Annotated in this window: 15 protein-coding genes; 7 read left to right on the forward strand and 8 right to left on the reverse strand. The window is 59.7% G+C overall.

Annotated elements, in window-relative coordinates; all coding sequences use genetic code 11:
• Positions 1 to 25 precede the first annotated feature (25 nt).
• Entirely contained in the window at positions 26 to 148 is a 123-nt protein-coding gene (locus H290_RS31955; protein ID WP_255327767.1) for a hypothetical protein, read from the forward strand.
• Positions 149 to 206: 58 nt separating this feature from the next.
• Positions 207 to 347, forward strand: coding sequence for a hypothetical protein (locus tag H290_RS31260; protein WP_196809585.1), 141 nt, complete (start codon positions 207 to 209; stop codon positions 345 to 347).
• 414 nt (positions 348 to 761) lie between these two features.
• On the opposite strand, the gene H290_RS0118870 is transcribed toward H290_RS31260, so the two are convergent.
• The 4 genes from H290_RS0118870 to H290_RS0118885 all read right to left on the reverse strand — a co-directional run bounded on the left by H290_RS0118870 (position 762) and on the right by H290_RS0118885 (position 5,130).
• Positions 762 to 1,166 (reverse strand): hypothetical protein, encoded by a 405-nt coding sequence (locus tag H290_RS0118870; RefSeq protein ID WP_020108388.1) that lies wholly within the window; start codon positions 1,164 to 1,166, stop codon positions 762 to 764.
• Between the two features lie 313 nt (positions 1,167 to 1,479).
• Positions 1,480 to 2,193, reverse strand: a complete 714-nt coding sequence (locus H290_RS0118875) for an ABC transporter ATP-binding protein (protein ID WP_020108389.1) — start codon at positions 2,191 to 2,193, stop codon at positions 1,480 to 1,482.
• A gap of 2 nt (positions 2,194 to 2,195) precedes the next feature.
• Positions 2,196 to 3,005, reverse strand: coding sequence for an ABC transporter ATP-binding protein (locus tag H290_RS29200; RefSeq protein ID WP_051122111.1), 810 nt, complete (start codon positions 3,003 to 3,005; stop codon positions 2,196 to 2,198).
• A gap of 1 nt (position 3,006) precedes the next feature.
• Positions 3,007 to 5,130 carry an ABC transporter permease gene (locus tag H290_RS0118885; protein WP_081631638.1) on the reverse strand — a complete coding sequence of 708 codons (2,124 nt, stop codon included), beginning with the start codon at positions 5,128 to 5,130 and terminating at the stop codon, positions 3,007 to 3,009.
• A 514-nt stretch (positions 5,131 to 5,644) separates the two neighbouring features.
• Here H290_RS0118885 and H290_RS0118890 point away from each other — a divergent pair.
• From H290_RS0118890 to H290_RS31790, 5 genes are all read left to right on the forward strand, one after another.
• Positions 5,645 to 6,868: a cytochrome P450 gene (locus tag H290_RS0118890; protein WP_020108392.1), complete on the forward strand. Its 1,224-nt coding sequence runs from the start codon at positions 5,645 to 5,647 to the stop codon at positions 6,866 to 6,868.
• A gap of 309 nt (positions 6,869 to 7,177) precedes the next feature.
• On the forward strand, positions 7,178 to 8,464 hold the full coding sequence (locus tag H290_RS0118895) for an ABC transporter substrate-binding protein (protein WP_081631639.1): 1,287 nt from the start codon (positions 7,178 to 7,180) through the stop codon (positions 8,462 to 8,464).
• Between the two features lie 267 nt (positions 8,465 to 8,731).
• Positions 8,732 to 8,929, forward strand: coding sequence for a hypothetical protein (locus tag H290_RS30320; protein WP_020108394.1), 198 nt, complete (start codon positions 8,732 to 8,734; stop codon positions 8,927 to 8,929).
• Between the two features lie 243 nt (positions 8,930 to 9,172).
• Positions 9,173 to 9,610 carry an IS110 family transposase gene (locus H290_RS31785; protein WP_231373749.1) on the forward strand — a complete coding sequence of 146 codons (438 nt, stop codon included), beginning with the start codon at positions 9,173 to 9,175 and terminating at the stop codon, positions 9,608 to 9,610.
• A 53-nt stretch (positions 9,611 to 9,663) separates the two neighbouring features.
• Complete coding sequence (locus tag H290_RS31790; RefSeq protein ID WP_231373750.1) at positions 9,664 to 10,233, forward strand: transposase; 570 nt, start codon at positions 9,664 to 9,666, stop codon at positions 10,231 to 10,233.
• A 124-nt stretch (positions 10,234 to 10,357) separates the two neighbouring features.
• Here the strand turns inward: H290_RS31790 and H290_RS29215 are convergent, their stop codons facing one another.
• Genes H290_RS29215 through H290_RS0118925 form a run of 4 tightly spaced genes read right to left on the reverse strand, consistent with a single transcriptional unit; the run spans position 10,358 to position 14,740 of the window.
• Positions 10,358 to 11,254 carry a TIGR03619 family F420-dependent LLM class oxidoreductase gene (locus H290_RS29215; protein WP_020108395.1) on the reverse strand — a complete coding sequence of 299 codons (897 nt, stop codon included), beginning with the start codon at positions 11,252 to 11,254 and terminating at the stop codon, positions 10,358 to 10,360.
• Positions 11,251 to 12,324 (reverse strand): MBL fold metallo-hydrolase, encoded by a 1,074-nt coding sequence (locus tag H290_RS29220; RefSeq protein ID WP_020108396.1) that lies wholly within the window; start codon positions 12,322 to 12,324, stop codon positions 11,251 to 11,253. The genes H290_RS29215 and H290_RS29220 overlap by 4 nt, the downstream gene beginning before the upstream one ends.
• Before the next feature lie 38 nt (positions 12,325 to 12,362).
• A complete protein-coding gene (locus H290_RS0118920) occupies positions 12,363 to 13,448 on the reverse strand; it encodes a phosphotransferase family protein (protein WP_020108397.1) in 1,086 nt (361 codons plus the stop codon).
• Entirely contained in the window at positions 13,445 to 14,740 is a 1,296-nt protein-coding gene (locus H290_RS0118925) for an acyl-CoA dehydrogenase family protein (RefSeq protein WP_020108398.1), read from the reverse strand. Before H290_RS0118925 ends, H290_RS0118920 begins: the two co-directional genes overlap by 4 nt.
• Positions 14,741 to 14,824 lie beyond the last annotated feature (84 nt).

The following is a 14,824-nucleotide window of genomic DNA, read 5'->3' on the forward strand; positions in this document are numbered from 1 at the left end:
AGAACGATGAACAGGGAGAGAACTGATGGGCATATCGGAGGGTAAAGTGGCCTTCGTCACTGGCGCGGCCCGCGGGCAGGGACGTGCACACGCCGTCGCGCGGGCGAAAGAAGGCGCCGAGGTGATCGCGTCGATATCGACCAGCTGATCGAAAACGTGGTGTACGCCCCCGCGACTGCAGCCGATCTGCGGATGCGGTGAAACAGGTGGAGGCACTTGATCGCCGGATCCTGGCAAAGGAGGCCGACGTCCGCTCGTCCGAGAAGCTCGAAGCGGTGATTGACGAGGGCCTGGCGATGTTCGGCAAGATCGAGATCGTCGTGGCGAACACCGGTATCTACACCTAGGCGCCGTTCTGGGAGATGGATGAGAAGACGTGGGACGACGTCCAGGACGTCGACGTCATGGGCGTCTGACGGACGATGAAAGCGGTTGTGCTGCGAATGATTGAACACAAGCGGGGGTCGATCGTGCTGATCTCCTCGGTGAACGCGGTCATCGGTAACCCGGGCGCGGACCGCTCTGATTACGGCACGGCGGCCATGCATTTCGGGATTCTTGCCGCCCAGGGCGCGCTACCCCCGGAGACGATCGCCAACACTGCGGCCTGGCTTGCGTCGGACGGGTCATACGCGGTCACTGGTTCAGAACATCGTCGTGGACGCCGGGTACACGATCTTGCCGGGATTCAACCCGGCACCGGCCTCAACGCTCTGAATCGCAGCGGCCCTCGGTCGTGTTCTGTCGAGGTGGTTCGGAGTTCAGCCGCTCGTTGCCAGACAAACGGTGATTGCTTTGGAAACAGGCAAATTTGGCGATGCCGCGACGTGTCCGAGGGAAGTCATTGGGTTCGTTTCGCGGTAGTAGCCGGCGACGTTGCCGGCGGGTCGGTAGGCGATCACGTTTCGTTGAGCCACATCACCGGCGCGATCGGAGACAGGGGTGGCGGCACCTCTCCCGGGGTTGCCACAGATCTGTTTCAGGACGGAGATTCGGTGACCAGAGGTGCACATGACGATAATCGAGGCCATGAAGAGGGAGGCCACGATCACCGCTCCCCGAATCGCACCAAGATTCCGCTGCTTGCTGTCCAACAGGTTGAACACCGCGAGCGGATCGTCATCACTCCGCAGCCCACGAGGCAGGAGCGTGCTGTCGCACCGCATTTGACCTCTTCGTGTCGGCCGCTGATCCGGTGTCAACTTCATCGATTGCGGACGGAGGCCTCGGAAAGAACCAAAAAGCGCTATGAATTGAGAGCAGGCCTAGTCGGCATTTTTGCAGGCCAGGGGCCTATTTGTGTCTCAACCAAATCAGTCGAGGTGGCGGGATCGATACCACGATCTCTTCGGCCCGAATGAACTGTTGGAGTTTTGTTGAAGACGGAAACAAGTTGGCGGAGTGCGTATCTGCTCGTTGCCTGTGCTGTCGAGTTGAGCCTGTAGAGCCGCTCGCAAGGACTGTCCTGCAGTGAATCGATCAGCTGACGATCTCGCCGAGATAGCTCTGTTCGAGCAGATGGCGGTCACGCAGTAGGGCTTCTGCGGTGTCGGTTCTGTCTATTACGCCCTTGCTCAGGACGTAGCCACGATCAGCGACTTCGAGGGCAAGCTCGATATGTTGTTCGACGAGTAGGATACCTGCACCGGTATCGACCGCCAGCTGCTTCAGGACTGGAAGAAGTCGTTCCACGATGATCGGTGCCAACCCAAGACTCATCTCGTCAACCATGATCAGCTTCGATCCGCTGATGGCGGCTCGTGCAGTGGCGAGCATCTGCTGTTCGCCTCCGGATAGTAGCCCGGCCTTCCGGTTGGACAGTTTGGCCAGGGCCGGGAAATAGTTAAAGACCCGTTCGTAGTCTGGTTTCCCTTGGCGGGTACCGAGTTTCAAGTTCTCTCGTACCGTCAGTTGGAAGAACAGGCCTCGCTCTTCTGGGACGTGGGCAACTCCGCGCCGTGCGACAAGCCACGGTCGATTCTTTCGTATGGGCGTACCCATCACTGTGAGTGTTCCCTCGGAGACCGGGACAATGCCAGAGATCGTTCGAAGCGTAGTAGTCTTGCCTGCGCCGTTGGCGCCCAGTAATGCGACAACCTCTCCGGGTTGGACGACGAGGTCGATACCCCGGATGACCGAGATGGAGTTGTAACCGCTGTGTACGCCTTTGAGTTCAACGACCGGTTCGTTCATTTTCACGCCACCTCGTCCGGAATTCTGTTTTCACTCAACGCGATTGCGTCTTGTGTGATGTCTTCGGGAAGTTCCTGTTTGCCCAGGTAGGCAGCGACGACCTTGGGATCCGTCCGGACTTGTGCAGGCGTACCTTCGGCAATGATCTTTCCGAACTCGAGCACGTAGATGTAGTCACACGCGTTGAGGACTAGACCCATGTCGTGGTCGACCAGCAATACGCCGATACCTTGTGCCGCTATCTTGCGCAGGAGCGGACTGAGTTCCCTGGTGGCGTCGGTATCCAGACCGGCGGCAGGTTCGTCCAACAGCAGGAAGTCGGGTCGCGACACCACACTTCGCGCCACACTGACTAACTTTTGCTGACCGAGTGAGAGCGAAGTAGGCAACTCGTCGAGAAGCGCTTCGAGGCCAAACTCTGCAGCAACGGCGTCGATCTCGGGTGTTTCGACCTTTTGGGGCGGTAGTGCGATGTCGGTGAGCATCGACCACCAACGGGTCTTGCTGGACGCGACCGAGAGGTTCTCCCGCACGGTCAAGTCATCGAACAATTCCTGCGCCTGAAAGGTTCGTGAAACACCGGAGCGAAATCGCCGGTAGGCGGGTAGGCCTTTCAAGGACTGATCGGCCACCGCTATTGACCCTTTGGCCTGAACGAATCCGGACAGGGCGTCGATGCAGGTGGTTTTTCCCGCACCATTTGGGCCGATGAGCCCAACCAGTTTGCCGACAGGTATCTCCATCGAGACACTGTCAAGGGCGCGTACGCCACCAAATGTCACTGTGACATTCTGTGCTACAAGGGAACTCATATTAGCGCACACCTCCGGCGTGTGGTTGGGCCTTCGTCGGTCGCTCGCCGGCATCAGGCTGTGAGGGGTCATCATGGGCGACGGTTTGTGCGAAGGATGAATCTCCTGGCGCGCGGTCTACCACTTCTGAACCGGCGGAAACGGTGGTCGATCGCTTGGCGAACTGTCCGCGAATCAAGCGGTTGATCGTCCGAGCGCCGTCCCGAGTTGCTCCCGAGATCCCTTCGGGGTTGAAGATGGCTGTCAGGATCAAGCCCAGTCCGGCGATGAGGTTGAAGATCACCACAGCGTTGTCGGCATAGACATAGCTCTCGAATACGTAGAACGACAGACCGCCTGCGGCGAGTGCCCCGGCGGCCAAGGACCCGGAGATGCTGGTGATACCTCCGACATACGCGATCGCCAGGATGCCAACCGACGACAGCGCGTCAAAAGGTCCGCTGACCTGAGTCTGCTGGTATGCCATCAGGCATCCTGCGAGACCGGCGAGGAAGGCCGAGAACCCAAATGCCATGAACTTCGTTGACGCAATGTTGATTCCAGAGGCCGCTGATGATCGTTCGTTCGCGCGCATCGCCAGCATCCGCAAGCCCGTTTGCCGCCGACGAAGGTTGGCCACGCCCAGGGCGGAGATTGCTAGCACGACCACACACATAATGCCGAACTGCGGGCTGCCGACCACCGAGCCTTGGACGAACCCCAGGTTGATACCGAAGATTTCGGGCTGGGGGACGGTGGCGCCCGATGACCCGCCGGTGTACTTGGGATTGTTGAAGAAGAAGGTCTCGATGGCATACCCAGCCGCAAGTGTGATGATTGCAAGGTTCACGCCTCTCACTCGAAGTGCGGGTGTGGCAGCGATGACGCCGACGACGGATGCCACCAGAGCGGCGATGATGGGCGCGAGAGGAAAGGGAATCCCCATGTCTGTCGCGAAGTACGCGACGGTGTACGCGGCAACTCCGGACATCGCAAGCTGAAACAGTGAGATCTGTCCGACATAACCGGTCAATACAACGAGTGACAGGCATACAAGTGCTGCGATGATGGAGTTGATCGCGGCCACGCGAAGGCCGCTGCCCATCACCAGGAACAGTAATCCGAGAACTACGAAAAACGCTGCACCGGACCATACTCCGATTCTGCCAGGTGGCGGAGCGGACGGTAGCCGTGCCTCGAGGGACATCCCGCGCGTGGGAAGCGACTTTCCGAGGAACACGATCGCGATGATGATCACGATGAACGGGAGTGCATCCTGTGCGCCGACGGCGGGAAACCACGAGAGTTGATTGGGCAACTCGACCAGCAAGCCCTGTGCCATGCCGATCAGAATGGCGGAAATTGCGGTGATAATGAAGGAGGTGAACCGTCCGAGCAGTGCAGCGGCGAGGGCCGGAATGATCAAGAGGCTGAACGCAGTCGGAGTCAGCTGGGTCAACGGACCGATCAGAATCCCGGCAACACCGGCGAGCACGGACGCCATCACCCAGTTGACACCGGCCTGAAAGTCTGGCGAGATGCCGAGCAGTGTTGCACCCTGCTCATTTTCGGCTGCGGCGCGGGTTGCCAAACCGAATCGTGTGTATCGGAAGAAGGCGGCCAACGCGACTGCCAACGCAAGACTGATGCCGACCAGGACAAACTGTTCGATACCGATCTGAGCGCCGAGTACTTCGACGGTCCCGGTGTCGGGAAGAAGCTTTGGCACCGACACGGTAGTGGTGCCGAACCGGTATCCGACCACGGCTTGAAGCAGCAGCATATACCCGATTGTTGCTACCACCCGTGCGAGCATCGGGGCGGTACGTAGCGGACGCAGTATCAAGAAGTGGAGTATCAAGCCAAGGACCGCCGCCGTCAACAACGAAAGAATCAGTGAGACTGCGGTATTGGCTCCGGTGGAGTCGCCGACCTGAATTCCGCTTGGCAGCCCGGGCACCGGAAGCATGTAGATTCCCGTGGTTTTGAGCTGATACCAGACATACGCGACGTACATCGCTATCGCGCCCTGCGAGAAATTGACCACGCCCGAGCCGCGGTAGCCGAGCAGAACACCGATCGCAAGCATGCCGAGCACCGCGCCCGAACCCATGCCGAGAAGGGCGAAGATTACATAATTGGACATCGTCAGTGACTTCCGATCGCAGAAGAGGGTCGTGCAGCCTTGCCCACCCGCTGTCCGGCAGACTGATCTGCCCTGCGCGTAGAGAAGGTCGTAGACCAAGTACTCGGAAACTAGACTAATTCGCCATTGACGTGCTGTCTACGGTTTTGGGAAATTGGGTGAGATCCAGATCACGTGACAGGGCGGTGTGATGACCCTGGTACCAGGTTGCTTTTTCCGGATAATACCAGCGTAATGGCACCCTAGGTCTTGGTGGGGTAAGCGCCGTGGTGGACGACGGGCGCCGGTCGCCTGATGGGGCCAATGCGTCATTCCGCGCAATTGGCAGGCGGATACGTGCGAGGATTCTTGGGGCGACGGTCGCGCATACGACAATCGACTATTCGAGTAGTTGGTACTGCGGGGAAGATGCCCGGGTACCACACCTGTCGTAGGGATCGAAGTGCACGCCGACGAACAGCGGAGGTGGACTCCGTTTGATGCAGTTCGAGATCGCAACGAAAGGTTTCAATCCATGACCATGCTCTTTGACCCCGCAGAGTCTGCCGACCGCAACGACCCATACGCGGGATACGCACGACTACGCAGCGAAGCCCCAGTCCAGTGGAACGAAACGATGAATGGCTGGACGCTGGCCCGTTACGACGATTGTTTTGAAGCGCTGAAGGACCCGCGGTTGGTCCACGAGTACCTGATGCGATGGGAGGATGAACTGCCAGAATTGATTGTCTTCCAACAGATCCGTCGTATGTTGATCGTTTTGGAAGGACCCGGCCACCTGCGTCTCCGCAAGCTCTTGATGCCGTCGTTCAATCGGGTGTCTCTGGAGGCGCTCCGGTCGTCCATAGAGGCAAATTGCTCAAGGCTGCTCGATGGGCTGAAGGGTCGCGAGGATGTCGATCTGGTATCTGAGTTCTGCTATCCGATGACGGTGCGAACGATTTGTTCGATGCTCGGCGTGCCGGCAGAAGACGACGACTTCTGTCACGAGCGCACGACACGCCATCAACGCATACATGAACCGGATGTATCGAAGGAAGAGCTGATCGAGATTAATCGCGGAGAAGAAGAGCTTGCTGCCTACTTCCTCGAACACATCAGGGACCGTCGAGGCAGAGAGCTCGACAAGACTGACATGATCAGCCTGTTGGTTCATTTCGAGGTCGACGGTGACCGCCTGTCCGACGATGAGATTGTGGCAAACATCGTTCTGCTCTATCTCGGCGGCGAAGACACGAACGCCAACCTTCTGGCGAACTCCACGATTGCGCTGTTGCAGCACCCGGAGCAAGCCGCTCAGGTTCGGTTAGACCCCGACATCATGGAAACCGGATTCGACGAGGTCTTGCGATATGACTCGTCGCTGCAGTTTCATCCCCGTGTGGTCGCCGCCGAAGGCGTTGAGTACGGAGGCCAGGAGATGAAGGTCGGGGACATGGTGTTTTGTCTGCTGGGCTCTGCGAATCGCGACGAAGAACAATACGAATCAGCGGACGTGCTGGATCTTTATCGACGTAGCGGGAAGGCGATCGGGTTCGGTGGCGGCGCACATCGTTGCCTGGGAGCCGCCCTCGCGCGCTTGCAGACCAGTATCGCGTTGCCAGCGCTGTTCAAGGCGTTTCCCGACATGCGACTTCCGGACGAGCCGATTGAATATGAGCGGCTGTTTCTGCGAGGGCCCGCACGACTGCCGTTGCTGTTAGGTGCTCCTGCCGATCGTGTCGGTGTGCTCCGCTGAAGATCGGCGGGAAATAGTCGCATCATCGATCAAATTGGACAACCAGGGAGCTCAACTTTGTCCTCGCCTCGGCTGCTGGACCTCCAGGGCTGGGGGGTGTGGCACGTGCCGCATCCTGATTGCGCATTTCAAAGTGCATTTCAGCGAAATTTCCCAAAGCGGTTCCCATGGCCCTCGTGGCGTGGCACCCTCTAGTAAGACGATCGCATTTCCGATTATCGAGTACGCGAGTATTCAGACTCGGGGCGGAACGTCTTCCCATCCCGACGGTGCCGTATAGGTACCGCATAGAAAGAGCTGAGGACGGTCATGATTACAGAACCGAGCAGTGCGCGGCGTCCACGCCGACTGCGCAAGGTGCTGGGGATTGCCGCGTGTGTTACTGCGCTGATTGCAGTCGCCGCGTGTAATGGCACCGAGAATGGGGGATCGGGGGAGTCTGGAGGGTCGGGAACCATCAAGGTCGGGTTCATCAACCAGACCGCCGGGTCCGTGGGGACCTATCCGGAGGTCACGGCGGCCTTCGAGGCCACCGTGCAATACATCAACGACGAGCTCGACGGTGTTGGTGGCAAAAAGATCGAACTGGACTCGTGCGCCGTCGACGGCACGCCGACTGCGTCGCAGCGCTGCGCCCAGCAGATGGTCACGAACAAGCCGGCTTTCGTTTTCCTCGGGAATGACTACAACTCCGGCGTTCTGTATCCGATTCTCGACGGAGCCGGTTTGATGGTCATCGGAGAGGTCCCGCTGACACTTCCTGACTTCAATGCTCCCAACGTGGCGTTCTTCAACTCGGGAATTGCGGGATCGGGCCCCGTAATCCCCGCGTATCTGGAGCTGCATCCGTCTGAGAACAAAGGCTTTGGTGCGCTGGTCAGCCAGAATCCGGCGGCACTCGCTGCGGCGCAGCTGCTGGAGATCCCGCTCGAACAGGCTGGGTACAACCTGCAACAGACTGCGGTGAGTCCGACAGCCACCGACTACTCGTCGGCCTTGCTGTCGCTCAACCCCAGTCAGCTGGGTGGGATTACCGGCATCTTGGCGGCCAACGGCTGTGTGGCATTCGCTGAGGCCTACGGGCAGCAGAATCTGAAGACTCCCGTCATCGCGAACCAGACCTGTTATGCGACTGACGTTTTGAAGTCGGCCGGAGAAAACATGGTCGGGTGGAAGGTCACGGAGTTGACTGCTGATCCGATGGGCGACAGCGAAGATGCGGTGCTGTACCGCAAGATCATGTCGACGTACGCCAAAGACACGGAGCCGAATGCAGGTCAGGGCCCGCTGGCGTTCTCGACTGTGATGACGACGTACAACAACATCCTTAAGCCGATGGGATCGTCTGACGTCACCTCTCAGGCGGTGAAGGATGCGCTTGCCGGTTCTGCAAAGACCGGGAAGATCTCCCTCGGTGGCGATTACACCTGCGGCGGCACCGTTGCTGCGCTGCCCACCGTTTGTGGTTGGGAAATCTTCATTTACGAGATCGGAGCCGGGCCCGACTACTCACTGCAGGTCATCCCGGATCAGGTCGACCCCATCGACGTCACCTCGACGGTGAGCGAAGCGTTCCCGAACGGACTGCCTTCCTGAGCTTGTACTCCGGGCAATGTTGAGATCGATTAGTTGACTCCGCCGAGGAGGGTTCACACCCGCCTCGGCGGAGTTGCGCATACCGCACTTTGGCGAGCTCAGCATGTGGCACGGCCCGGCACCGGCCGGCGGGTCGCGGTGTGGGCGTTCTGAATCATCTTGGCGTGCCCTCAACCGGTCTTACACCGAGTTCGCCGATCTTTACAACATCCTGATCGATCCCGCGCGCGCTGGGAAACCGAAAGACGAACTGCGATTGAACGCGCGATGCCCTATATCTGGGACTCGTTCTGCAAGGGCCGCACATTCACCGCACCGCGTCAGATGCAAGATGCCGACCTGGTGTGGTGCACCCAGGTGGACGGTCAGCATTCTCACCGCGGTATCGACTGCATGGCACCGGCCGATATGTTCGATCAGGTCGAATGTGAAGTGTTGAATCCGTTGCTGTCGACGGTCACGTAATTCCGACTTATGTGAGTGTCACGACACTGTCGTTGGGATTGCAACCCATAGCGTGTCGTAGCAGATCGCAGGGAATGACTCGCGTAATTCCTGTCGCCCGCAGTTTGGGCTGACCCACCTGGGGTGTGTCGCCTCTGTGGTCTGCGTTCGCGGTGTGACTCGAGAGAGGCGTGACCTGGAGTACTGGAAGTCGGACTGTCCGCCGCGGATTTCTCTGTCAACGACTGAAGGGAAACGTCCATCATGATCGTCATCGGCGTCGATCCGCACAAGTCCAGCCACACTGCCACCGCTCTCGATTCCGTCTCGAACACCGACCTGGGATCGGTTCGCATCGAGGCCTCCATCAAAAAGTACAAACGTCTGATCGTGTGGGCGAAGGCGTGGCCGGAACGAACGTGGGCCATCGAGAATGCGGACGGGCTCGGTCACCATCTGGCCTTGTGGTTGCTGGCTCTGGGTGAAGTCGTCCTCGACATTCCCACGACCGCGACCGCTCGCGTGCGTGAGTTGTCTCGTGGCGGCCGGCGCAAGAATGATCGGATCGACGCTGCCGCGGCAGCGAGTGTCGCGGCGCTGCACGGTGATGCCCGGCGAGTTCATCCAGAAACCGTGACTGACGCGCTAGAATTCTCGAAGAACGGCGAGAAAATCTGTCTCACAGCCGAACCCGTACGGTAAATCAATTGCATGCTGTGTTGCGGGACCTGATGGCAGGTGGTGCTCCGACCTAGTTGACACCGTCAAAGGCGGTGACCGCGGTGCGCGGATTTCGTGCCAGAACCGAACCCGACAAGGTTCGTCTCCAACTCGCCAAGGACCTGATCGCCGACCTCAAACGATTCGATGAGCAGCTGGCCGCCAACAAGCAGAAGATGACCGAGCTGCTCGATGAACACGGCACCGGACTTCGAGACATCGATGGCGTCGGCCCAGTGCTGGCCGCCCGCATCCTGGGCTGCACCGGCCGCGCGAGCAGATTCCCCACCTCGGCCGCGTACGCGAACTACACCGGCACCGCTCCCATTCAGATCGCGAGCGCAGACGCCTCCCGGTACCGCCTGTCCCGGTACGACGATCGGCAACTGAACTCAGCGATCTACACCATCGCCATGATTCAAATCCGGATGCCCGGCAGCGACGGCCGCCAGTACTACGACAAGAAGATCGCCGAAGGAAAAACAGCCGCGTACGCCCGACGCGCCCTCAAACGCCACCTCGCCGCACACCTGTGGCGCCTCATGCTCGCCGACGAAACCCGGGCCGCACGGCCGTTATCAAACGAACTCTCCACTGCGTCTTGACAAATAGAGAGGCACCCCATGTTCGAGCGTGCTGGGCTCAGCTTGGGGTGCAATCATCCACCCGTCCACTGAGTGACCACGCGGTATCCTCAGTCCCGCTCGCCTCCAGCCGAGCGGGACTGGTTCAATTCCGCTGCACGGCAGCAATAGTGTCCATTGTGTCGAACAACAAATTCGCGGGCATGTCCTCGACGTGAAGGATCAGCCGCCCCACACCCAGGGCGCGGGCAATATCGCGCAATCGTGCGAGTTCGTCCTGTCCGGTGGGGGCCTCGATCGCCGCGATCTGCAGGTCGTCGGGATTGCGCCCACGCTGAGCCCAGGTTATTCGCAGGGATGTCAGATGTGCTGGGAAGTCTTCAGCGGCAAGGGTCGTGCCCATCGTTAGCCAGCCGTCGGCCCAGGTCGAAACCCTGTCGAATGTCCGCTGAGTGGGCGGTGCGCCGAGCAGCGATGGAATACCCTGCTGTCGAACCGGTTTTGGCCAAGACCAACTCGGTTCGAGCGCGACGAAACGGCCGCGGTAGCTGGCCTCGTCTTCGGTCCACAAGCGCTGCATCAGCTCGAGCTTCTCGCGGGTGACGTCTGCCTTGTCCGTGATGTTGGCACTGTTGTGCGCGACGAATTCGGCATTGTTCCAACCGAATCCGACACCGAGAAACATCCGACCGCCCGAAAGCATGTCCACGGTGGCAAGGGCTTTGGCAAGCGCTATCGGGTCATGATTCCCGATCAGGCCGACACAGGTCCCCAGTTCCATCTCGGTTGTCAGTGCGGCCGCGTACGCAAGCGTCGTATAGGGATCGACCAACCGCTTGTAGCGGTCGGGCATCGTGCCGCCTCCGGGGTACGGAGAGCGATTCAAATCCAATGGCAAATGCGTGTGTTCGGGCAGGTAGAAGCCACCAATCTTTCTGTCCTCCGCAGCGATCAGCAAGTCCCGGACAGGCATGGTGGTGTCGGTTACGGCCGGATGGAGTCCGATGATGACGTCGTCTACACCCGGGTGTGGGGTACTCATTGTCCGTGTTTCGAGAGCAGTGCGAGCATGTCATCCCGGCCGGTCCGATGACCCCTCGACGATAGTGACCAGCGGTGGGGAAGGTCCGTTGAACGTTGGAGTATTTCAAGCTTTTCGAGATGAATCAGGTGCGCGAGTGTCTCGCCGACGGCGGAACGCTTCATGAGGCTGTCGATCGTGTCCCACCGGCGAGACCATCGCATCATCGACGCGATCGTCCAAGCCGTTCGCTTGCCCGACGATGCGAGCGCGTACACATCCTCGAACCGAACCCGGTGGTGTTCGATCAGTTCCGCGATCCTCTGTTCCAGTCCGTGGAATTCGTATTCGTGAGCCGGGAGAACGATATCTGCCGCGACTCCATCCAGTCGACCGAGAGACGCCAAAAAGTCGCCCAGCGGGTCGGCACCTGCACAGGAGAAGACCGACACCCCAGGGGTGATTCGGGGAAGTACGTGATCGCCGGTCACAAGCGCCGCTTGATCCGGGATGGAGAAGCACAGGTGCCCGGGTGAATGGCCGGGTGTCCACAACGCTTCCACCCGGCGTCCCGGGATCGGAAGCAGCTGGCCATCGGATACATCGAGGTCCGGTACGACTCGGGTCACATATCCGCTATCGGGCAGTTCTTCACCCTGGACTTCGCGTAGATCCGAATCCGGAATACCCCCTGCCCGCAACTCGTTCACGAGATCGGGTTGCTGATCGGTCGGTAGGAGGTAGTCCGCATCGACCAGTTCGGCATCCGCGTTGTGCAGTCCGATCCAGGCGCCGCTGGTCTCTCGGATGCGGCCCGCGAGACCGTAATGGTCAGGGTGGATGTGCGTGGCGACAACGCCACGCACATCCACCACAGACCGTCCTAGCTCCTTGAGTCCGGAGGTGAGTGACTGCCACGATTGCTCGTTGTCCCACCCGGTGTCGACCAGGTACATGCCGTCGTCGCCGTCTATGACGTAGACGAGTACGTAACCCAGGGACTTGATTGGAAGGTCGACCGGGATTACTGAAATGCCCTCCGCGACAACGCGAACTTTCGGGGGCAACTCAAAGGCGGCGACAGCTGCCACCGGTCACCGCTCCTGGAGTTCGTCGACGCTGCTAAGCATCAGCGGATCTTGTTCAGATCGAGCAGCTCGATCGCCCGCACCGCCTGCGGACGAACCAGCTCGCCACGCTGCTTCATGCGCGGATCCGTGGTCTCGCCGCGGTAGAACCGTGCCGCGAGTTGCTGCAGAATGACGGCCACCCGGAACGACGCGAACGCCTGGTACCACCCGAACGCGCCGATATCGTATCCGGTGGTCTTTGCGTACTGCTGCGTCATTTCGACGTGATTCGGCAATCCGAGGGCAGCGACCTCGGGTAGATACAGGCCGCTGCTTCCTTCGCTGTCCGATGGGTCCGGCCAATAATTGAGCAGGGTCGCGAAGTCGAGCAGTGGATCGCCGAGAGTCGCCATGTCCCAGTCGAATACCGAGTACACGGAATCGGGCTTGCCGGCCGCGAACTGGACATTGCTCAGTTGGTAGTCGTTGTGAAGGATCGATACGGTCGGGTTTTCCGGGATCGCGTTTGCAAGTCGTTTGGCCGCATCTGCCATCAGATCCGCTTCAGCCTCGGAGGCCACCGCATTCCATCGTTTTGTCCAGCCTCCGACCTGGCGTTGCAAGAATCCATGCGGGCGACCGAGATCGCCCAAACCGCAAGCGTCAGCATCCACGAGGTGCAGATCGCCGAGGGCCTCCGCGACTGCCAGGCCAACACGATGACCGACGTTTTCGCCGACCTGCAGAACTTGGGGGATCGACCGCCACACCACGACCCCGGGACGGTACTCCATGACATCGAAGTCGGAACCGATGATCGACTTGTCGTCGCAGAACAGCAATGACAGTGGCGCCCTTGGGAACTCCTTGTTCAGGCGCGAGAGAACCCGATGCTCGCGTCCCATGTCGTGGGCGCCAGCAGCGATTTCACCGAGCGGTGGTCGACGAATGACGACCTTGAGGTCGTCATTCAAGGTAAGCAGATAGGTCAGATTCGCTGAACCGTTGGGGAACTGCTGAACTGACCACTCCGCTGGTGAGACAGCCAACTTCGCGCCCAGGTATCCGACGAGCTTGTCCCAATCGAGTTCCTCTCCGGGCCTGACCGGGGCGAGCTCTGGTGTCTCATCAGGTGTTGTTGTCATTTTTGTGCCTCCGCGATGATAGGTCCGAACCGCTCGAAAGCGGCTGCTTTGAGAGCCGGCAGGTGACCGGTGGGGAAAAGGCCTGGTGCGGCCTGGTGGCCGCGAAGCGTCTGTTTTGCGACTGTGATCTTGTGAATCTCGGTGGCCCCGTCGGCAAGACCCATTCGATAGGACTCCATGATCATCTCGCCGAATGGCATCTCGTCAGAGGCGCCCAGGGATCCGTGGAGCTGCAGTGCGCGACCGCTGACGTCCAACAGCACCTTGGGCATCGCGGCCTTCACTGCTGCAATGTCACGCCGCACAACGCGGTAGTCGTCGAACTTGTCGATCTTCCAAGCTGTCTGCAGAACCAGAAGGCGGAACTGTTCGAGCTGAATCCAGGAGTCCGCCAACATCTCCTGGACCATCTGCTTGTCAGCAAGTCGTTCGCCCTGGGTGTGTCTGGACAGTGCACGCTCGCACATCTGGTCCAGTGCCTTGCGGACCAGACCGACAGTCCTCATTGCGTGGTGAATCCGGCCGCCACCGAGGCGTGTTTGCGCGACTGCAAACCCGTCGCCTTCGCCGCCGAGCAGATGGTCTGCCGGGATGCGCACGTCGTTGTAGCGCAGGTATGCGTGAGTCCCTTCGTTCTCGTGGTGCCCGAATACGCGCACGTCTCGAACATTTTCTAGACCAGGCGTCCCCGCGGGAACCACGAACATGGACATCCGCTTGTGTGGTTCGGCATCAGGATCGGTCTTCGCCAACACGATGTTGAACTCGGCGAACCGGGCATGCGACGAGAACCACTTGGCTCCGTTGATCACCCAATCGTCCCCGTCGCGGGTGGCTGTGGTGTTGAACTGCGTGGGGTCGGAACCACCCTCGGGTTCTGTCATCGAGTAGCACGAGACGACTTCGTTGTTGATGAGAGGTTCGAGGTACTTTTCCTTGAGCCGCGGACTTCCGTAATGAGCCAGGATCTCGGCGTTACCCGAGTCAGGCGCCTGGCAGCCGAAAACGATTGGGGCACACTTGGATTTCCCTAGAATTTCGTTCATCAGTGCCAACTTGACCTGACCGTATCCCGGACCGCCGAGATTTGGGCCCAGATGGCAGGCCCACAGCTTGCGCTTGCGGACTTCGTCCTGCAGTGGGGGGATCAGGGCTTTGCGGACCGGGTCGTTGAGATCGAACCCGTAGTCGGCCACGATGTGGTCGATCGGCTCGATCTCATCTCGTACGAAGTCCTCAATCCAATTGAGTTCCTTCTTAAATTCACTATCGGTTTCGAAGTTCCAGGACACGACATCGCTCCACTGGGTCTCGGCGTTGAAACGGGAAAGAAATACTCTAGTACTAGATAAAGTTAGGGCTCTCGTGATGAGAAG

The sequence above is a fragment of the Nocardia sp. 348MFTsu5.1 genome (assembly GCF_000383535.1).
GTDB classification, from domain to species: domain Bacteria; phylum Actinomycetota; class Actinomycetes; order Mycobacteriales; family Mycobacteriaceae; genus Williamsia; species Williamsia faeni.